Annotated in this window: 19 protein-coding genes; 8 read left to right on the forward strand and 11 right to left on the reverse strand. The window is 66.0% G+C overall.

The features are described from left to right. Positions 1–17: 17 nt before the first annotated feature. Complete coding sequence (locus tag V9K84_RS15945; RefSeq protein WP_043863238.1) at positions 18–395, forward strand: hypothetical protein; 378 nt, start codon at positions 18–20, stop codon at positions 393–395. A gap of 108 nt (positions 396–503) precedes the next feature. On the opposite strand, the gene V9K84_RS15950 is transcribed toward V9K84_RS15945, so the two are convergent. Beyond that, positions 504–713 carry a cold-shock protein gene (locus V9K84_RS15950; protein WP_038996759.1) on the reverse strand — a complete coding sequence of 70 codons (210 nt, stop codon included), beginning with the start codon at positions 711–713 and terminating at the stop codon, positions 504–506. A gap of 222 nt (positions 714–935) precedes the next feature. Between V9K84_RS15950 and plsB the strand changes: the two genes are divergently transcribed. The 3 genes from plsB to V9K84_RS15965 are packed head-to-tail and all read left to right on the forward strand — an operon-like array spanning position 936 to position 4,565. After that, positions 936–3,431: a glycerol-3-phosphate 1-O-acyltransferase PlsB gene (plsB, locus tag V9K84_RS15955; protein WP_058541480.1), complete on the forward strand. Its 2,496-nt coding sequence runs from the start codon at positions 936–938 to the stop codon at positions 3,429–3,431. Between the two features lie 13 nt (positions 3,432–3,444). Next, complete coding sequence (locus V9K84_RS15960; RefSeq protein ID WP_088514549.1) at positions 3,445–3,843, forward strand: YbaY family lipoprotein; 399 nt, start codon at positions 3,445–3,447, stop codon at positions 3,841–3,843. A 32-nt stretch (positions 3,844–3,875) separates the two neighbouring features. Then, positions 3,876–4,565: a DUF4197 domain-containing protein gene (locus tag V9K84_RS15965; RefSeq protein ID WP_043863235.1), complete on the forward strand. Its 690-nt coding sequence runs from the start codon at positions 3,876–3,878 to the stop codon at positions 4,563–4,565. Positions 4,566–4,643: 78 nt separating this feature from the next. On the opposite strand, the gene V9K84_RS15970 is transcribed toward V9K84_RS15965, so the two are convergent. Next, the gene (locus tag V9K84_RS15970) at positions 4,644–7,709 is read right to left on the reverse strand and encodes an efflux RND transporter permease subunit (protein WP_043863234.1); all 3,066 of its coding nucleotides are present in this window, start codon (positions 7,707–7,709) and stop codon (positions 4,644–4,646) included. Positions 7,710–7,715: 6 nt separating this feature from the next. Continuing rightward, entirely contained in the window at positions 7,716–8,816 is a 1,101-nt protein-coding gene (locus tag V9K84_RS15975) for an efflux RND transporter periplasmic adaptor subunit (RefSeq protein WP_043863233.1), read from the reverse strand. Positions 8,817–9,096: 280 nt separating this feature from the next. On the opposite strand from V9K84_RS15975, the gene V9K84_RS15980 reads away from it, so the two are divergent. After that, on the forward strand, positions 9,097–9,732 hold the full coding sequence (locus V9K84_RS15980; RefSeq protein ID WP_043863232.1) for a TetR/AcrR family transcriptional regulator: 636 nt from the start codon (positions 9,097–9,099) through the stop codon (positions 9,730–9,732). Here the strand turns inward: V9K84_RS15980 and V9K84_RS15985 are convergent, their stop codons facing one another. Next, a complete protein-coding gene (locus V9K84_RS15985) occupies positions 9,733–10,512 on the reverse strand; it encodes a class I SAM-dependent methyltransferase (protein WP_043863231.1) in 780 nt (259 codons plus the stop codon). It abuts the gene before it with no gap. A gap of 99 nt (positions 10,513–10,611) precedes the next feature. Here V9K84_RS15985 and V9K84_RS15990 point away from each other — a divergent pair, with 99 nt between their 5' ends. Then, a complete protein-coding gene (locus tag V9K84_RS15990; RefSeq protein ID WP_058541478.1) occupies positions 10,612–11,232 on the forward strand; it encodes a hypothetical protein in 621 nt (206 codons plus the stop codon). Here the strand turns inward: V9K84_RS15990 and V9K84_RS15995 are convergent. From V9K84_RS15995 to ppc, 7 genes are all read right to left on the reverse strand, one after another. Continuing rightward, complete coding sequence (locus V9K84_RS15995) at positions 11,229–11,918, reverse strand: extensin family protein (protein WP_058541477.1); 690 nt, start codon at positions 11,916–11,918, stop codon at positions 11,229–11,231. The genes V9K84_RS15990 and V9K84_RS15995 overlap by 4 nt on opposite strands. Positions 11,919–11,924: 6 nt before the next feature. Further along, positions 11,925–12,755, reverse strand: coding sequence for an isocitrate lyase/phosphoenolpyruvate mutase family protein (locus tag V9K84_RS16000; RefSeq protein ID WP_088514550.1), 831 nt, complete (start codon positions 12,753–12,755; stop codon positions 11,925–11,927). A 33-nt stretch (positions 12,756–12,788) separates the two neighbouring features. Further along, a complete protein-coding gene (locus V9K84_RS16005) occupies positions 12,789–13,652 on the reverse strand; it encodes a DUF72 domain-containing protein (RefSeq protein ID WP_088514551.1) in 864 nt (287 codons plus the stop codon). A 3-nt stretch (positions 13,653–13,655) separates the two neighbouring features. Further along, entirely contained in the window at positions 13,656–13,949 is a 294-nt protein-coding gene (locus tag V9K84_RS16010) for a hypothetical protein (RefSeq protein WP_043863226.1), read from the reverse strand. A gap of 127 nt (positions 13,950–14,076) precedes the next feature. Continuing rightward, entirely contained in the window at positions 14,077–14,751 is a 675-nt protein-coding gene (gene tsaB, locus V9K84_RS16015) for a tRNA (adenosine(37)-N6)-threonylcarbamoyltransferase complex dimerization subunit type 1 TsaB (RefSeq protein ID WP_043863225.1), read from the reverse strand. An 88-nt stretch (positions 14,752–14,839) separates the two neighbouring features. After that, positions 14,840–15,490, reverse strand: coding sequence for an adenylate kinase (gene adk, locus V9K84_RS16020; RefSeq protein WP_043863224.1), 651 nt, complete (start codon positions 15,488–15,490; stop codon positions 14,840–14,842). Positions 15,491–15,757: 267 nt separating this feature from the next. After that, on the reverse strand, positions 15,758–18,385 hold the full coding sequence (gene ppc / locus V9K84_RS16025; protein WP_043863223.1) for a phosphoenolpyruvate carboxylase: 2,628 nt from the start codon (positions 18,383–18,385) through the stop codon (positions 15,758–15,760). A 144-nt stretch (positions 18,386–18,529) separates the two neighbouring features. On the opposite strand from ppc, the gene V9K84_RS16030 reads away from it, so the two are divergent. Both V9K84_RS16030 and V9K84_RS16035 read left to right on the forward strand, forming a co-directional pair. Continuing rightward, entirely contained in the window at positions 18,530–18,874 is a 345-nt protein-coding gene (locus V9K84_RS16030; RefSeq protein WP_043863222.1) for a hypothetical protein, read from the forward strand. 373 nt (positions 18,875–19,247) lie between these two features. Continuing rightward, on the forward strand, positions 19,248–19,661 hold the full coding sequence (locus tag V9K84_RS16035; RefSeq protein WP_043863221.1) for a DUF4398 domain-containing protein: 414 nt from the start codon (positions 19,248–19,250) through the stop codon (positions 19,659–19,661). The last annotated feature ends 13 nt before the right edge of the window (positions 19,662–19,674 follow it).

Consider the following 19,674-nt stretch of genomic DNA (forward strand, 5'->3'; position numbering starts at 1 on the left):
CGCACCCGGAGAGCCCCATGCGCCAACCCGATATCGAGATTTACCTGAAGGACGCCGACGTCGATCACAAGCAGATCGCCGCCTGGCTGGGCCAGGCCCTCGGCCCGTGCAGCGACTGGCAGCAGAAGGGCCAGACCTACAAGTGCAAGGCCGGTAACGTACCTGTTACCTGGCTGCCCAAGGCTGTGGGCAAATGGAACAGCCTGTACCTGGAAAGCGACCAGACCCCGTGGGAGGACGACATCGCCTGCGCCCGCGCCGCATTCGCCGCCCTCAATGTCGAAGTGCGCTGCGCGCCGGGTAGCTGGGTGGAAGAGGAAGGTGAAGAAGACGCCGACCGCTGGATCCGCATCAGCGCCGATGGCGAGGAAGAGATCACCTGGCGTACCAGTTGAGCCGTTGACCGGCTCTGCTTAGGCGCCAGCCTTGCTGGCGAAGCCCGGCATCGCCGGGCCAAGGGGCTGCTGCGCAGCCCATCGCCAGCAAGGCTGGCGCCTGCCGCTTTACAGCCCCACTACGTCTTCGGCCTGCAGGCCTTTCTGGCCCTGGGTCAGGTTGTACTCGACCTGTTGCCCTTCCAGCAGGGTGCGATGCCCTTCACCGCGGATCGCGCGGTAATGCACGAACACATCCGCACCGCCCTCACGCTGAATGAAGCCATATCCCTTGGCGTCATTGAACCACTTCACACTTCCAGTCTCACGAGACGACATCTGAACTACTCCGGATTTTTATTTTGGAATCGCCTTGTCGGCAGGGCCTCACCAGGCCCCACCTACGCCGCTTGCGGATTTGTCCTGCAAGTGGCGGACCGACTATAACGCAGCCATTCAACAATTTTCATGACCGGGGCGCTTTTTGCTGAACTTGCGCGGATACGGCACACTAACCTACCGAGCATCTGCTCGAATCCCATTACCCAGGGCACCTACCGAATGACCCGTTCCCCCTTGCGCCGCCTGATCTTCGGCGCCCTGCGCCGACTGCTGTACCTGTGGGTGCGCTCCGAAACCATCAACCAGTCATCCTTCTCGCTGAACCTGGACCGCAGCCGTCCGGTGTTCTACGTGCTGCAATCACCCGCGCTCACCGATCTGGCCGTGCTCGACCGCGAATGCACCAAAGCCGGGCTTCCGCGCCCGGTGCTGCCCGTGGCGGTAGGCCCGGTGATGGAGCCGGCGGCGTTCTTCTACCTGACCCCCGAACCCGACTGGCTGGGCCGCCACGACAAGCGCGGCGCACCGCCGACGCTGACGCGCCTGGTCAACCTGGTCAGCCAGCACGCCGAACAGGACGCGCAGATCATTCCGGTCAGCGTGTTCTGGGGCCAGTCGCCGGCCAGCGAATCGAGCCCGTGGAAGCTGCTGTTCGCCGACAGCTGGGCCGTCACCGGGCGCCTGCGCCGGCTGCTTACCGTGCTGATCCTGGGGCGCAAGACCCGCGTGCAGTTTTCCGCGCCGATCCATCTGCGTGAGCTGGTCGAGCACAACAAGGGCCACGAGCGCACCGTGCGCATGGCCCAGCGCCTGCTGCGGGTGCATTTTCGCAACCTCAAGACCGCCGTCATCGGCCCCGACATCTCGCACCGGCGCAACCTGGTCAAGGGCCTGATCCACGACCCGCTGGTACGCCAGGCCATCAGCGACGAGGCCCAGCGCGAGAACATCCCGCTGGCCAAGGCCGAGGCCCAGGCCCTGCGCTATGGCAACGAGATCGCCTCGGACTACACCTACACCGCCATCCGCTTCCTCGAAGTGGTGCTGAGCTGGTTCTGGAACAAGATCTACGACGGCATCAAGGTCAACCATATCGAACAGGTGCAAGGCATCGCGCCGGGGCACGAGGTGATCTACGTGCCCTGCCATCGCAGCCACATCGACTACCTGCTGCTGTCGTACCTGCTGTTTCGCAACGGCCTGACGCCGCCGCACATCGCCGCCGGCATCAACCTCAACATGCCGGTGATCGGCAGCCTGCTGCGCCGCGGCGGTGCGTTCTTCATGCGCCGCACCTTCAAGGGCAACCCGCTGTACACCGCGGTGTTCAACGAGTACCTGCACACCCTGTTCACCAAGGGCTTCCCGGTGGAGTACTTCGTCGAGGGCGGGCGCTCGCGCACCGGGCGCATGCTGCAGCCCAAGACCGGTATGCTGGCGATCACCCTGCGCAGTTTTCTGCGTTCCTCGCGCACCCCGATCGTGTTCGTGCCGGTGTACATCGGCTACGAGCGCGTGCTCGAAGGCCGCACCTACCTGGGCGAGCTGCGCGGGGCGAGCAAGAAGAAGGAATCGATCTTCGACATCTTCAAGGTCATCGGCGCGCTCAAGCAGCGCTTCGGCCAGGTGGCCGTGAACTTCGGCGAGCCGATCCGCCTGGCCAGCTTCCTCGACCAGCAGCAACCAGGCTGGCGCGAACAGGACCACAGCCCGCAGTTCCGCCCGGCCTGGCTCAACGAAACCACCTCGCGCCTGGGCGAGAAGGTCGCGCAGCACCTGAACGAGGCCGCCGCGATCAACCCGGTCAACCTGGTGGCCCTGGCGCTGCTGTCCACCAGCCGCCTGGCCCTGGACGAACGCGCCCTGGCGCGGGTACTGGACCTGTACCTGGCGCTGCTGCGCCAGGTGCCCTACTCGGCCCATACCACCCTGCCCGAAGGCGACGGCCTGGCGCTGATCGGCCACGTGCGCGGCATGGACCTGCTGGCCGAGCAGCAGGACGCGCTGGGGCGCATCCTGTACCTGGATGAAAACAACGCGGTACTGATGACCTACTACCGCAACAACGTACTGCACATCTTCGCCCTGCCGGCGCTGCTGGCGAGCTTCTTCCAGAGCAGCTCGCGCATCAGCCGCGAACTGATCGGCCGCTACACCCACGCGCTGTACCCGTATCTGCAGTCGGAGCTGTTCATCCGCTGGGATGCCCAGGAGCTCGACGGGGTGATCGACCAGTGGCTGGAGGCATTCGTCGAACAGGGCCTGCTGCGTTTCGAGAACGGCGTGTACCTGCGCCCGGCCCCGAGTTCGCGCCAGTTCGTGCTGCTGACCCTGCTGGCGCGGGCCATCACCCAGACCCTGCAGCGCTTCTACATGGCCACCGCGCTGCTGCTCAACAGCGGCCAGCACACCCTCAGCGCCGAAGAGCTGGAAGACCTGTGCGTGGTCATGGCCCAGCGCCTGTCGATCCTGCATGGCCTGAACGCCCCGGAGTTCTTCGACAAGAGCCTGTTCCGCCACTTCATCCAGACCCAGATCGAACAGGGCGTGCTGCGCCCGGATGCGGCGGGCAAGCTCGGCTACCATGAAAAACTCAGCGAGCTGGCCGAAGGCGCCGCCAAGCGCGTGCTGTCGGCCGAGGTGCGCCTGTCGATCCGCCAGGTGGCCTTGCAGCGCAGCGACGAAACCACCGAACACACCGAGCAACAAGTCTGAACAGGAGTACACGATGAAGAAATTGACCCTGGCTGTGCTGGGCAGCCTGCTGGCCGCCTGCAGCAGCACCCCGTCACCCTCCAAGGCCAGCCTGGACGGCGAGGTGTTCTACCTGCAGCGCATCGCCCTGCCACAGGCAGCCACCCTGAGCGTCAGCCTGCAGGACGTGTCGCTGGCCGATGCGCCAGCTGTCACCCTGGCCAACCAGAGCGGCCCGGTAAAAGGCCAGGTGCCCCTGCCGTTTCACCTGAGCTACGACCCGGCACAGGTCAAGCCGGGCCACCGCTATGCCGTGAGCGCGCGCATCGAGCTGGACGGCAAGCTGCTGTTCATCAACACCGAACACCACGGCGTGCAGCTGGACGGTAGCGACGCCCAGCCTGTACGAATCAAGGTCGACGCCGTTCGCTGATCCCCTTTTTGCCTTTGGATAAGGATGCTGCCATGTTCCGCCCTGCTCTTACCTTTACCGGCCTGTGTGCCGGCCTGCTGTTGTCGGCCAGTGCGCTGGCCCTGTCACTCGGCGACCTGTCGCAGAAGGACGCCACCGGCGGCCTCAAGGATGCCCTGACCCAGGGTGCGCAGATTGCCGTCAAGCAACTGGGCACCCCAGGCGGCTTCAGCAACAACCCGGACGTGCGCATCGAGCTGCCGGGCAACCTGGGCAAGGCTGCCAAGGCCATGAAGAAATTCGGCATGGGCGCCGAGGTCGACCAGCTCGAAGCCAGCATGAACAAGGCGGCCGAGGCGGCAGTACCGCAGGCCCAGGCGTTGCTGGTGGATGCGGTCAAGAAGATGAGCGTGGCCGATGCCAAGGGTATTCTCAGCGGTGGCAACGATTCGGCCACCCAGTACCTGAACAAGACCAGCCGCGAGCAGATCCGTGCCAAGTTCCTGCCCATCGTCAAGCAGGCCACCGACCAGGTCGGCCTGGCCAAGCAGTACAACAGCTTTGCCGGGCAGGCCTCGTCGCTGGGCCTGCTGGACAGCAAGAACGCCAACGTCGAGGGTTATGTGACCGAACAAGCGCTGGATGGCCTGTTCGAGATGATCGGCAAGCAGGAAGCGACGATCCGCCAGAACCCGGCGGCCGCGGCTACCAGCCTGGCCAAGAAGGTCTTCGGCGCCCTCTAGGGCCCTTCGCCGGCAAGGCCGGCTTCTACAGGATGCGCAGTGCCCCCGTAGGAGCCGGCCTTGCCGGCGAACGCCTTCTCAGGGCTTGCGCACCTTGAACCACGCCGCATACAGCGCCGGCAGGAACAGCAGCGTCAACGCCGTGGCCACGATCAGCCCGCCCATGATCGCCACCGCCATCGGCCCGAAGAACACGCTGCGCGACAGCGGAATCATCGCCAGCACCGCCGCCAGCGCGGTCAGCACGATCGGCCGGAAGCGCCGCACCGTGGCCTCGATGATCGCCTGCCAACGGTCCAGCCCGGCCGCGATGTCCTGCTCGATCTGGTCCACCAGAATCACCGAGTTGCGCATGATCATCCCCGACAGCGCAATGGTGCCCAGCATCGCCACGAAGCCGAACGGCTGGCGGAACACCATCAGGAACAGCACCACCCCGATCAGCCCCAATGGCGCGGTGAGGAACACCATCACCGTGCGCGAGAAGCTGCGCAACTGCACCATCAGCAAGCTCAACACCACCACGATGAACAGTGGCACCCCGGCATTCACCGAGTTCTGCCCGCGGGTCGAATCCTCCACCGTACCGCCCACTTCCAGCAGGTAGCCATCCGGCAGCTCGGCACGCACCGGCTCCAGGGTCGGCAGTATCTGCTTGACCAGGGTCGCCGGCTGCTCCTTGCCATAGATGTCGGCACGTACCGTCACCGTCGGCAGGCGATTACGGTGCCAGATGATGCCTTCCTCGAAGCCGTACTCCAGCGTCGCCACCTGCGACAGCGCAACGCTGCGCCCATTCTCGGTGGGCACCGCCAGGCTCGACAGGTTGGTCAGCTCGGTGCGCTCCTGGCGCGTGCCGCGCAGCAGGATCTCGATCAGCTCGTTGTCTTCGCGGAACTGGCTGACCGACGAACCGGTCAGCGAGCTTTGCAGGAACTTGGCCAGGTGCGCGGTGCTGATCCCCAGGGCCCGGGCACGGTCCTGGTCGATACTCAGGTAGATCACCTTGCTCGGCTCTTCCCAGTCCAGGTGCACGTTCACCACATGCGGGTTCTCGCGCACCCGGGCCGCCACCTTGCGCGCCAGTGCACGCACCTCCTCGATGTGCTCGCCGGTGACCCGGAACTGCACCGGATAGCCCACGGGGGGGCCGTTTTCCAGGCGCGTGACCCGCGAACGCAGGTCCGGGAACTGCTCGTTCAGGGTCTCGATCAGCCAGCTGCGCAGCGCCTCGCGCTCCTCGATGGTCTTGGCCAGCACCACGAACTGGGCGAAGCTGGTTGCCGGCAACTGCTGGTCCAGGGGCAGGTAGAAGCGCGGCGAGCCGGTGCCCACGTAGGCCACATAGTTGTCGATGCCGGCGCGCTCCTTGAGCAGGGCCTCCAGGCGCGTGACCTGCTCGGCGGTGTTGCTCAGCGAGGCGCCCTCGGCCAGCTTCAGGTCGACCATCAGCTCCAGCCGTCCGGAGGCCGGGAAGAACTGCTGGGGCACGAAGCGAAACGACAGCACGCTGAGCACGAACAGGCCCAGGGTCGCCACGATCACCGTCTTGCGGTGCGCCACGCACCAGCCCACCAGCCGCCGTACACGCTGGTAGAACGGCGTGCCATAGGGGTCGGTGGCGCCATCGGTGGTGCCGTGCTTGGCCGCGTGCAGCTTGGCCAGGTCTGGCAGCAGCCGCTCGCCCAGGTACGGCACGAACACCACGGCGGCGATCCACGAGGCAATCAGGGCAATGGTCACCACCTGGAAGATCGAGCGTGTGTACTCGCCCGTGCCCGACTGCGCCGTGGCAATCGGCAGAAAGCCCGCCGCGGTGATCAGGGTGCCGGTGAGCATCGGGAAGGCGGTGCTGGTCCAGGCGTAGCTGGCGGCCTTGAAGCGATCGAAGCCCTGCTCCATCTTGATCGCCATCATCTCCACCGCAATGATCGCGTCATCCACCAACAGCCCCAGCGCCAGCACCAGCGCCCCCAGGGAAATCTTGTGCAGGCCGATCCCGAGGTAATACATCGCGGCAAACGTCATCGCCAGCACCAGCGGAATCGCCAGCGCCACCACCAGGCCGGTGCGCATGCCCAGCGAGAAGAAGCTCACCAGCAGCACGATGGCCAGTGCTTCCACCAGCACCTGCACGAACTCGCCTACCCCGGTTTTCACGGCGGCCGGCTGGTCGGATACCTTGCGCAGCTGCATGCCGGCCGGCAGATTGGCCGAGATACGGGCAAACTCGACCTCAAGGGCCTTGCCCAGCACCAGGATGTCACCACCGGCCTTCATCGATACCGCCAGGCCGATGGCGTCTTCGCCCATGAAGCGCATGCGTGGCGCGGGCGGATCGTTGAAACCGCGGCGCACATCGGCCACATCGCTGATACGGAAGGTGCGCTCGCCCACCCGAATGGGGAACTGCTCGATCTGCTCCACCGTCTCGAAACGCCCGCTCACGCGCAGTTGCAGGCGCTCGCTGGGAGTTTCGAAAAAGCCTGCGGTGGTCACCGCATTCTGTTCCTCCAGCGCCTGCTGCACAGCTTCAAGCGGCAGGCCCAGGGTCGCCAGCTTGAGGTTCGACAGCTCGATCCAGATCTTCTCGTCCTGCAGGCCGAGCAGCTCGACCTTGCCCACATCCTTTACCCGTTGCAGCTGGATCTGCACGCGGTCGGCGTAGTCCTTGAGCACCGCGTAGTCGAAACCTTCACCGGTCAGTGCATAGATATTGCCGAAGGTGGTGCCGAACTCGTCGTTGAAGAACGGCCCCTGGATACCCGGCGGCAAGGTGTGGCGAATGTCCGCGACCTTCTTGCGGATCTGGTACCACAGCTCGGGAACATCCTTGGAATGCATCGAGTCGCGGGCCATGAAAGTGACCTGGGACTCACCAGGGCGCGAGAACGAGACGATCTTCTCGTACTCGCCCGTCTCCATCAGCTTCTTCTCGATGCGTTCGGTGACCTGGCGCGAGACTTCCTCGGCGCTCGCCCCCGGCCAGTTGGTCTTGATCACCATGGCCTTGAAGGTGAACGGCGGGTCTTCGCTCTGGCCCAGCTTGGTATACGAAAGCGTGCCGACCAGGGCCAGCAGCACCATCAGGAACAGCACGATCTGGCGATTGCGCAGCGCCCAGGCGGAAAGGTTGAAACCCATCGGGACTTACTCCTTGGCCGCCAGATTCACCACGCGATTGGACCGGTCCACCGGTCGTATCTGCTGCCCCTCGTGCAGCACATGGCCGCCAGCCGCCACCACCCAATCGGTGGGCTTGAGGCCTTCGAGCACCGGCACGCTGGCCTGGCCGTAGGCGCCAACCCGCACCACGGTGCGCTTGAGCGTATTGTCAGGCTCCACCCGCCACACGTAGGTCTGGCCGTTCTCGGCGCTCAGGGCCGACAGCGGCACCGCCAGCGGCACCTGCTCGGCGTGCTGGATGAACACCCGAGCGCTCTGCCCCAGTTCTGCGGGCACCTTGCCGGCCGCGAACGCGATGCGCGCAGCGAAGGTACGTGACCGCGGGTCGGCGGCCGGCGACAGCTCGCGGATGCGACCCTCGAAGCGCGTATCCGGTTGCGACCACAGCTCCACCGACACCGGCTGGCCGACCTTGAAGCGCCCGAAGTTCTGCTCCGGCAGGCTGATCAGCACCTCGCGCTCGCCATCGGCGGCCAGGGTGAACACGGTCTGCCCGGCAGCCACCACCTGCCCCACCTCGACCTGACGCTTGGCCACCACCCCGTCCTGTGGCGCGCGCAGCACCGAATAGCCGGCCTGGTTGCCGGCCACATCGAATTCGGCGCGCACCTGGTTGGCTCGCGCCAGGCCTGCGCGGTACAGGTTTTCGGCGTTGTCGAACTGCGAGCGGCTGACCATCTGGCGCTCCAGCAGGGTCTGGTAGCGGTCGCGCTCGGCCTTGACCAAGCTCAGGTTGGCCTGGGCCGCCGCCATCTGCGCGCGGCTGGCCTCCAGCTGCAGGCGCACGTCCTGCGGGTCGAGCTCGGCCAATGGCTGGTCGGCCTTGACCCGCTGGCCCTCCTCCACCAGGCGCTTGCTGACCTTGCCGGGAATACGAAACGCCAACTCCGGCTCGAGCCGGGCGCGCACTTCGCCGGGGTAGCTGTCGACCGCCGCCGTGGACAGCTGCGGCTGCACCACCATGGCCGGGCGCAGGGTGCTTGGCGGGGGACTCTCCTGCCCGCAGCCGCTCAGCAGCAAGGCAAGGGTAAGCGGGAATGCAAGGGGCAAGGCATGGCGCAACATGATCGAGAACCTTCCGTGAGTAGCGCATCTAATATTTATACCGGCGGGTATAGTAAATCAGCGCAACGGCGCCGGGAAGCGATTGTCGGACAGAAATTTCAGGGTCGTCGCACGCATCGAACTGACACCTGGACCTGCCGCTTGGGCCCTCCGTGGAGCCGAAAAAGCCACCTCCACCCGCCATCACTGGCGCTGATAGGCGTTCAAAGCGCAGATTGCAGCCCCCCGGTGGCGACCACGGTGTACCCTGTACCCCTTAACGAACCTGTACGTGTCATTCATGCCAAACGAAACCAGCGCCCCCAACGGCCCCGGCCGGCCCAAGGACCTCGCCAAGCGCCAGGCCATCCTCGAGGCGGCCAAAGCCCTGTTTCTCACCCACGGTTACGCCAACACCAGCATGGATGCGGTCGCGAATGCGGCAGGGGTTTCGAAACTGACGGTCTACAGCCACTTCAACGACAAGGAGACACTGTTCTCCTCGGCGATCGTGGCCACCTGCACGGCCCAGTTGCCCGAACTGTTCTTCGAACTGACCGAAGGCACGTCGGTGGAGCAGGTCCTGCTGAACATCGGGCGCGGCTTCCAGGCGCTGATCAACAGCGACCAGTCGGTCAAGCTCAGCCGCCTGATCATGGCCCTGGGCACCCAGGACCCCAAGCTCAGCCAGATCTTCTTCGAAGCCGGCCCGTTGCGCGTGCTGCGCGAGATGGAAGCACTGCTGCAGCGCGTCGACCAGCATGGCCTGCTGCGTATCGAGCAGCCGGCCAGGGCGGCCGAGCATTTCTTCTGCCTGCTCAAGGGGGCGCCGAACTATCGCCTGCTGCTCGGCTACTCCCCGGCGCTGGACGCCGAGGCTGCCGAGGCACATGTGCAGGACGTGGTGGCGGTGTTTTTGCGGGCCTACCGCCCCTAGTCAGGGCTTGAGGGCTTTCTTGGGGTAGATGTCGTAGCGGCTCGACTTGCCTTCCAGGCTATGGCTGGGCTTGGGCCCGTCGATGATCGGCGCCTTGCGCGGGCGCTTGACCACCACCCGGTGGCTGGCCAGGGCCAGGGCGGCCTCCAGCAGTGCCGGTGCATCCAGGTCATCGCCCACCAGCGGGCGGAATACGCGCATCTCCTTTTTCACCAGGGCGCTCTTGTCGCGGTGCGGGAACATCGGATCGAGGTAGATCACCTGCGGCGGTTCGCCCTGCCAGTCGCGCATGCGCTCGATGGAGTTGCCCGCCAGCAGCTGCATGCGGGCCACGATGGGCCCCACCTCGGCATCCGCTGCCGCACGCGCCAGGCCATCCTCGAGCAGCGCCGCCACCAGCGGCTGGCGCTCGATCAGTTGCATCTGGCAGCCCAGGCTGGCCAGCACGAAGGCGTCCTTGCCCAGCCCTGCCGTGGCATCCAGCACCCGTGGGCGCACGCCCTGGGCGATGCCGACCGCCTTGGCGATCATCTGCCCGCTGCCCCCGCCGAACACCCGACGATGGGCCGCCGCGCCCTCGACGAAATCCACCCGCACCGGGCCCGGTGCCTGCGGGCCCAACTGCTGGATCTGCAGGCCGGTCTCGCCCACCTGCACGGCAAAGGCCGCCGACGCATCCTGCAGCGGCAAGCCCAGGCGCACCGCCCAGTGCTCGGCCTGTGCCTGATACTCGGCAGCCAACGCCTCGACCCGGATACCGCCGTCCGCCAGTTGCTCCACCGCTCACCTTCCCCACACAAAAAAATTAAATGATTGCCGGCCTGTGCCGATAACCGCAGTAATCGCTATTTTGCCAGACCCGGACAGCCTTCGACTGCCATGTCAGACATTCTTCAGCTCCCTTCCGGTTATTTGTCGCCCGTCGGCGACTTTGCCCGGCACAACACCCAGACCCTCGGCGGCGTCAGCCACCTGTGGCAGGACTTCTTTGCCCAGGCGTTGGCAGAGCAGCAGGGTGAAGGTGCGCAGGAAGGTCAGCTGGCGGTCCCCGAGGTCGACACCGTCACCGGCGAACCGATTGCCGGCAGCCAGACCCTGGCGCAGATCCACAGCCAGCGCCTGTGCGACGTGCACGACACCATCGTCGCCCCGCCCGAGCCGCTGTTCCTGCCGATTGCCGAATTCGAACTGGACCTGCTGGACAAGCCTGCGCCGCCATTCAGCGCGCTGGAACTGGTGGAGCAGCAGCGCCAGCTGGACATCAGCAACAACTGGGTGCGCCCGGTGGTGATGAGCCAGGGTCATCCGCTGCCGCAGCCAGGCCCGGCGCCGCAACCCTACCCGCTGCACCTGCCGATCGCGGAGCTGGAAGCCAGCCTGCTCGACCCGGCGCCGGAGCCGTTCGACCAGGCCACGCTGCTCAAGCAGCAGTCGGACCTGGAGTTCGACCTCAGCTGGGCCCGTCCGGTGGTACTGAACAACGTGCGCATCGCCGCCTAACGGCAGATCTGCCAGAAGCCCATGTCCAGGTGGAAGTGGTTGCGGTGGGCAGCGTTGTAGTCAGGCCCCAGCACCGTGTTGAAACTGTCGCAGCCGCCAGCCTGCACCTCGCGTAGAAACTTCGCCTTCACCCCCTCACCCGGCCAGTCGCGCAGCACCTCGATGCGCTGCCCATCGGCCAGCCTGAACCCGGCGATGTCGAGCGCATTGGCGCTGGCATGCTGGCTGCGCCGCCCTTCCTTGCGCCCGTACACATTGCGACAGGCAAAACTGCCCAGGTGATCGACCTGCACCACCGCCTGGCCGAATGCACGCTGCGCGGCCGGTTGCAGGCCGTGGCGCTCGAATAGCGCGAAGGCCACCGCGACTGGGCAACTGGCCAGAAAACTGCTGCTCAGGCGCACGCCCGAGCCCTGCACCCGCACCACGTTGTGCAGCGGGCAGGCCACATCTGGCGCGCTGTCGGCCTGCTTGCTGTAGCGCAGCGTCGAGGTGGCCAGGGCCTGTTCGCAAAGCCTGGGGTCATCCTGCAGGCGGCTCAGCTTGTAGGGGGTCAGCAGGTTCGGGGGCGCCTTGACGTCCAGCACCGCCCACGGGTTCCAGGCAGCCGGCAGGCGCCAGCCCTGTTGCCAGGCCACCAACCCCGCAGCCATCGCTATCACCAGGAAAATGCCCACTCCCCGCATGGACGATCAGCGCCTGAACAACTGGTTGAGCTGGTCGAACGGCAGCGCCTGTTCGGCATAGTCGAAGCGGCCCTGCTGCTGGATCCGTTCGGCGGCGTGGAAGAACGCGCCGTAGGCCGCACGCGCCAGCGACGAGCCGACGCTGATGCGCTTGACCCCGAGCGCCTGCAGGTCGCTTACGCTCAGGTCCACCCCGCTCAGCCCCATCAGCACGTTGACCGGCCTGGGCGCCACGGCCTGCACCACCTGGCGAATCTCCTCGGCGCTGCGCAAGCCCGGCGCGTACAGCACATCGGCACCGGCCTCGGCAAAGGCCTGCAGGCGCTTGATGGTGTCGTCCAGGTCCAGGCGCCCGTGCAGCAGGTTTTCGGCGCGGGCACACAGGGTGAACGGGAACTCCAGGCTGCGCGCCGCCGCAACGGCTGCCTCGACGCGCTCCACTGCCTGATGAAAGCCATAGATCGGCTCTTGCGGGTTGCCGCTGGCATCCTCGATGGAGCCGCCTACAAGCCCCACAGCGGCGGCCTGCAGGATGGCCTCGGCGCAGCCCTTGGGCGTATCGCTGAAGCCGTTCTCGAGGTCTGCAGCCACCGGCAGGGCGGTGGCATCGACGATGCTGTGCGCGTTGCCCAGGGTTTCCTCCAGGCTCATGGCGCCTTCGGCATCGGGGCGCCCCAGCGAGAACGCCAGGCCGGCGCTGGTGGTGGCCAGCGCCTCGAAGCCGAGGCTGGCCAGCAGCTTGGCCGAGCCTGCATCCCAGGGGTTGGGGATGACAAAGGCGCCATCACGTTCATGCAGCGCCTTGAAGGCTTCGGCACGCAGGGTTTGCACATCCATGATCACGACTCCAGAGCAGGCGATACGGGGCGGTCAGAGCAGGCCAAGCTGCTCGGCTACGGGCGCCCTGTGCAGTTCAGGCAAGGCCGGCAAGCCGGGCAGGCGCTCCATCAGGCCCTGATGAAAACGCTGCGCCAGCGCGGCTGCCAGGCGGTTGTCGGCAGTATGCAGGAAAACGTACGGGGTGCGCCCCTCCTCGATCCAGGCCGCGACCTTGTCCAGCCACGGCAACAGAAACGGCTCGTTGGCCGCCAGTTCCGGGTGGCCGATGAAGCGCACCTGCGGGCTCTGGCTGAAGGCGGCAGGGCGTGGCGGCACCCGCGGTTTCTTGGACTGGGCATGCAGCACGCCCGGATCGCGCGAGGTGCAACTGAACAGGGCACGCGGGTCCAGGCAGATGCGTTCGACGCCGCGATCAAGCAACAGCCGATTGAGCAGACGTTCCTCCTCACCCTTGGCGAAGAAGGCCTTGTTGCGCACCTCCACCGCCAGCGGCACGTCCACCTCGTCGATGAACGCCACCAGCTCGCCCAGGCGTGCCGGACCGAAGCTGGCAGGCAGCTGCAACCAGTAGGGCGCCACACGGGCGCCCAGCGGCTTGAGCAAGTTGATGAAGGTCTGCGCGGCCACGCATTGCTGACGCAGGTCGTCTGCATGACTGATGTCGCCGGGGAACTTGGCGGTGAAGCGAAAGTGCGCGGGCATGATCTGCGCCCAGCGTTCCAGGGTGGCGGGCGCGGGGCGCGCATAGAAGGTGGTGTTGCCCTCCACCGCATTGAACACCTGGCAGTAGAGGCCGAGAAAGTCGCTGGGTCTGGCCTCGGCGGGGTACAGGTACTCGCGCCAGGCGTTTTCACTCCAGGACGGGCAACCGAGAAAGTAAGGTAAAGGCGTCATGCCTCAAATGTACAGGTCCAACCCCAGCACTTCCATCTCCCAGTCCACGAAGCCGGCAGTGGTCAGGTAGCTGGCCAGGGCCTGGGCGGTGCGCTTGTTGCGCGCCCGTGGGAAGATCATGTCCTGCTGGCGCACCGGCAGGCCGCTGCGGCTGGCGCCGCCTGCAGCACCTGAGGGCGACGGCTGCGCCTCGAACTCGCCCGGCAGGTCTTCGTCCACGTCCTCTTCGCGCACCGGCGGCTTGCGCAGCGGGCGCTTGATCGGATAGGACTGGGAAGAGAAGCCGTCGACACGCATGAACGATTACTCAGGAGCAATGATGGCAATTTAGCGGCACCTGAGAGACTTCGCAAATGCCCGACTGATAACTGGACCACATATCGAGCAAAAGGTTTATGCGCAACGGCGATAGACGACCAGCGGTTTACCGCGCCTTGGGCGTGGCCACCTTGTCGCGCAGGTACACCGGTTGGGCGAGATCGGGCGCAATACCTTCGCCCCGGTCCCAGGCGAACCGCGCCAGGGTCAGCAGGTCGAGGGCGTGGGGCAGCATGCCGGCGTCCTGGCCACTGACGGCAACCGGCAGGCGCTCGGCGTAGCCCCAGCCGGTACCGGCACCGAACCAGTCGCCGGCCGCGCCCGGCGGCAGGCTGACCTGTTCGGGCGCCAGCACCGCCTCGCTGCCCAGCAGGCGCATTTCGCCGGCCTGCTGCTGGTAGCAGCCCCAGTACACCTCGTCCATGCGCGCATCGATCGCCGCCGCCACCTGCTCGGCGCCGTGCTCGCGCAATGCGCGCTGGGCCAGCAGCGCCAGGTTGGACACCGGCAGCACCGGGCGCTCGAGAGCGAACGCCAGGCCCTGCACCACGCCGATGGCGATCCGCACCCCGGTAAAGGCGCCGGGGCCGCGGCCGAAGGCAATCGCATCGACGGCCGACAGGGCGATGCCCGCTTCGGCCAGCATCGTCTGGATCATCGGCAGCAGCTTCTGCGCGTGCAGGCGCGGGATCACCTCATAGTGGCTGAGCACCTTGCCGTCATGCAGCAGGGCAACGGAGCAGGCTTCAGTGGCGGTATCCAGGGCCAGCAAGGTGGTCATCGGGGGTTCCAGGGGGCAAGAAAAAAGAACGGCATTATAAACAACAACGGCCCGCAAGCGGGCCGTTGTGTGCACATCCGAGCGGTGATCAGCTCAGAGCGGCCAGCACCTTGGCGGTGATGGCATCGACCGAGCCCACGCCTTCGATGTGGCTGTACTTGGGCTTGCCACCGTTGGCAGCCGACAGCTTCTGGTAGAAGTCCACCAGCGGCTTGGTCTGCTCGTGGTAGACCGACAGGCGATGACGCACGGTTTCTTCGGTGTCGTCCTTGCGCTGGATCAGCGGCTCGCCGGTCTCGTCGTCCTTGCCTTCAACCTTCGGCGGGTTGTAGACCACGTGGTACACGCGACCCGAACCTTCGTGCACGCGGCGGCCGGCGATACGCTGGACGATCTCTTCGTCGGCAACGGCGATCTCGACCACGGCATCCAGCTCGACGCCGGCGCTCACCAGGGCTTCAGCCTGGGGAATGGTGCGCGGGAAACCGTCGAACAGGAAACCCTTGGCGCAGTCGGCCTGAGCGATGCGGTCCTTGACCAGGTTGATGATCAGCTCGTCGGACACCAGCTTGCCGGCGTCCATGATCGCCTTGGCTTCCAGACCCAGCGGGGTGCCGGCCTTGACCGCGGCACGCAGCATGTCGCCGGTGGAAATCTGGGGAATACCGAACTTCTCGGTGATGAACTTTGCCTGAGTACCTTTACCGGCCCCGGGAGCTCCCAGCAGAATTACGCGCATCTTGTGCTCCTCAATTTTTTATAAGCAAATCAATGGATTCGCCACTCAGGGCCAATCCCAAGAATCGGGTGATGACCGCAAATCGGTCAAAAGGCTGCTCAAGATACACAGCGCACCCGGACCACACAAGCGGTCGAAAGTCGGAAAAAAATACTGCGTGAGGCCCGTTCGTGCCCGGGTTGCGCCCGGCGCAACCGGGGGCGAAACCGCTTCGCCCGGGTGCTCGGCGCGCGCGCCGGGCACTGGCGCGCCACCCCTGCCCCGCCCTCAACCGGTGTTGCGCAGACCTGCCGCAATACCCGCCACAGTCACCAGCAGCGCCTGTTCCAAGGGGCTGTCCAGAGCGGCTTCGCGTGCGCGCGAGCGTGCCAGCAGCTCGGCCTGCAATAGATGCAGCGGGTCCAGATAGGTGTTGCGCAGACGGATGAATTCCAGGGTGTCAGGGCTGTGCGCCAGTAGCACCGGCTGCCCCGTGAGACCCAGCACCACCTGGCACGCCTGCGACAATAGGTCGCGCAGATGGGCACCCAAAGGTCGCAGTTGCGGTTGCACCAGACGTTCGTCGTAGAAGCGCGCGATGTCGGCGTCGGCCTTGGCCAGCACCATCTCGAGCATGTCGATGCGGGTGCGGAAGAACGGCCACTGTTCGCGCATCTCGGCCAGCAGTTCGCCCTGGCCACGGGCCAGCGCATTGTTCAGCGCCGCCTCCCAGCCCAGCCAGGCGGGCAGCATCAGGCGCGTCTGGGTCCAGCCGAAGATCCACGGGATCGCCCGCAGGCTCTCGATGCCGCCCGCGCGCCGCTTGGCCGGGCGACTGCCCAGTGGCAGGCGGCCGAGTTCCTGTTCCGGGGTGGACTGACGGAAGTACTCGACGAACTCGGGGTTGTCGCGCACCACGCCACGGTAGGCCTTCACGCCATCGGCAGCCAGCTGGTCCATCAGTTCGCGCCAGGCCGGTTGCGGCGGCGGTGGCGGCAGCAGGGTCGCCTCCAGCACCGCAGCCAGGTACAGGTTGAGGTTCTGCTCGGCGATGTCCGGCAGGCCGAACTTGAAGCGGATCATCTCGCCCTGCTCGGTGGTACGGAAGCGCCCCGCCACCGAGCCCGGCGGCTGCGACAGGATCGCCGCATGCGCCGGGCCGCCACCACGCCCCACGGTGCCGCCGCGACCGTGGAACAGCAGCAGTTCGACCTGTTCTTCACGGCAGATGCGCACCAGGGTTTCCTGGGCACGATACTGCGCCCAGGCCGCCGCGGTGGTGCCGGCATCCTTGGCCGAATCGGAATAGCCGATCATCACCTCCTGCGGCCCGTGCAGGCTGGCGCGATAGCCCGGCAGGCCGAGCAGGCGCTCCATCACCGGGCCGGCGTTGTCCAGGTCGGCCAGGGTTTCGAACAGCGGCACCACGCGCATCGGCCGGCGCACGCCGGCTTCCTTGAGCAGCAGTTGCACGGCCAGCACGTCGGAAGCGGCGCCGGCCATCGAGATCACGTAGGAGCCCAGCGAAGCGGCAGGTGCGGCGGCCACCTCGCGGCAGGTGGCGAGCACCTCGGCGGTATCGGCCTGGGGCTTGAAGTCGCCAGGCAGCAGCGGCCGGCGGTTGCTCAGCTCCTGCTGCAGGAAACGGATACGCGCGTCTTCATCCCAGTCGGCGTAGCGCCCCAGGCCCAGGTACTCGGTGATCTCGCTGAGTGCGTCGGCGTGCCGGGCGGCGTCCTGGCGCACGTCCAGGCGCACCAGAAACAGCCCGAAGGTAACGGCCCTGCGCAGGCAGTCGAGCAGCGGGCCATCGGCGATCACGCCCATGCCGCACGCGTGCAGCGATTCGAAGCACAGCAGCAGCGGCTCGAACAGGTCGCGGTTGTCGTGCAGTACCTCGGCAGGGGCCGGCTGCGGGCTGGCCAGCGAGCTCTGGGCCCAGGCCCGCGTCACCCGCAGGCGATCACGCAGTTGCTTGAGCAGGGTGCGGTAAGGCTCGGCCGAATCACCGACCTTGGCACGCAACGCCTCGCTGGCCTGCTGCATCGAAAGTTCGGCGGCCAACGAATCGATGTCACGCAAAAACAGGTCGGCGGCCATCCAGCGCGCCAGCAGCAGTACTTCGCGGGTGACCTTGGCAGTGACATTGGGGTTGCCGTCACGGTCGCCGCCCATCCACGAGGCGAAGCGGATCGGCGCAGCCTCCAGCGGCAGGCGCAGGCCGGTGGCCTCGTGCAGCGCCTTGTCGGCCTTGCGCAGGTGATGCGGGATGGCGTGCCAGAGCGAGTGCTCGATCACCGCGAAGCCCCATTTGGCTTCGTCCACCGGGGTCGGCCGGGTACGGCGGATCTCTTCGGTGTGCCAGGCCTCGGCGATCAGCCGTTGCAGACGCTGGCGCACCTGGTCGCGTTCGGCGGGGGTCAGGTCGCGGTGGTCCTGGGCGGCCAGTTGCGCGGCGATGGCGTCGTACTTCTGGATCAGCGTACGGCGCGCGACTTCGGTCGGGTGGGCGGTCAGCACCAGCTCGATGCTGAGCTTGCCCAGCTGGCGAGCCAGGGCGTCGTCGCTGTGCCCGGCGGCCTTGAGCCGGGCCAGCAGCTCGGGCAGCACGCGCGACTCGAACGGCGCGGGCTGGTCGGCATCACGACGGCGAATCAGCTGGTACTGCTCGGCGATGTTGGCCAGGTTGAGGAACTGGTTGAAGGCCCGCGCCACCGGCAGCAGTTCGTCTTCGGCAAGATCGTTCAGGGTCGAACTCAGCTGCTCGGCACTGCCGCTGCGGTCGGCCTTGGCGCTGCGACGTATGTCTTCGATCTTCTGCAGAAAGGCTTCGCCGTACTGCTCGCGCACGGTGTCGCCCAACAACTCGCCCAACAGGTGAACATCTTCTCGCAAGCGCACATCGATATCGGTCATCAGCCTTGCCTCCGCATTCTGGGAAAACAGCTCTGGGTCCAGAGTGCCCCGTCGAGGTTGGGCTTTCAAGCCGGGTGGGCGATGCAACCAAACTATGTGCGGTGGCGATGCTCTAACGAACACATCCACCTGTGGGAGGCCACCATGAAGATCCGTGATTTAGCCGAGCATTGGGAACACAGCGCCAAGGGCCCGTTGAGCGCCACCGGCCACGTCCTGCACCTGGACGTCGAAGCGGCGGCGCGCCTGGCGGCGCTGAGCGAAATGTACCCCAAGCGCCGGCCCGAAGAGTTGCTGGGCGAGTTGCTCGGCGCGGCGCTGGAGGAGCTTGAGGCGAGCTTTCCATATGTGAAGGGCCAGCAGGTGATCGCCACCGACGAGGAAGACAATCCGCTCTACGAAGACGTCGGCCCCACCCCTCGCTTTCTGGCGTTGTCACGCCGTTACCTGCGCGACATGAGTGAGCGCAAGGACGGGCCGGCGCACTAGTGATCCGCTGGCCGACTGCGGGCTGCGCTGTGGAGCGCCACAGCCCGCATGCCTCTGCGATGGGCCGTGCAGCCGCCTCGAGAACCCCGCATTCAAGGCCCTTTGATGGCCCGAACCACAAACTCCGTCTATACCCATACAGGCACGCGTACTACGCACGCGCTGCAAAGTTCCCCCGAAAACCTACTGACCGATCAGTCAGATAAAAACACGATAAGGCGAGACTTTTTTCTGAACTATTCAAAAAACGCTTCGGTCACAGCCAATAGCCATTACGGCAAAACCCCTAAGCTACGGGCATATCGTGTTCCCCAGGCTGACGGGCCATGCCGATGGATTGTTACGGAATTCGTTGTTCATCAGGAGTGATCCAATGGAGTTGACCACCATGAAGACCCGCACCGAAAAAACCTCCTTCACCCAACTGCGCGGGCTCAAGCTGGCTGCGCTGGCATTGGGCAGCAGCCTGGTTCTGGCCGGCTGCGCAGGCAATCCGCCAACCGAGCAGTACGCCGTAACGCAGTCAGCGGTGAACTCCGCCGTCAGCGCGGGCGGTACCGAGTTCGCGGCGGTGGAAATGAAGGCGGCTCAGGACAAGCTCAAACAAGCTGAAATCGCCATGCATGACAAGAAGTACGACGAGGCCAAGCGCCTGGCCGAACAGGCCGAATGGGACGCTCGCGTCGCCGAGCGCAAAGCCCAGGCGGCCAAGGCCGAAAAAGCGGTGCAGGACGCCAACCAGGGCGTGCAGGACCTGCGTGAGGAAGGCATGCGCAGCGTGCAGTAAGCCGCTCGCCTCA

This window comes from Pseudomonas sp. AE27 (genome assembly GCF_037113495.1).
Classification (GTDB): Bacteria; Pseudomonadota; Gammaproteobacteria; order Pseudomonadales; family Pseudomonadaceae; genus Aquipseudomonas; species Aquipseudomonas palmensis.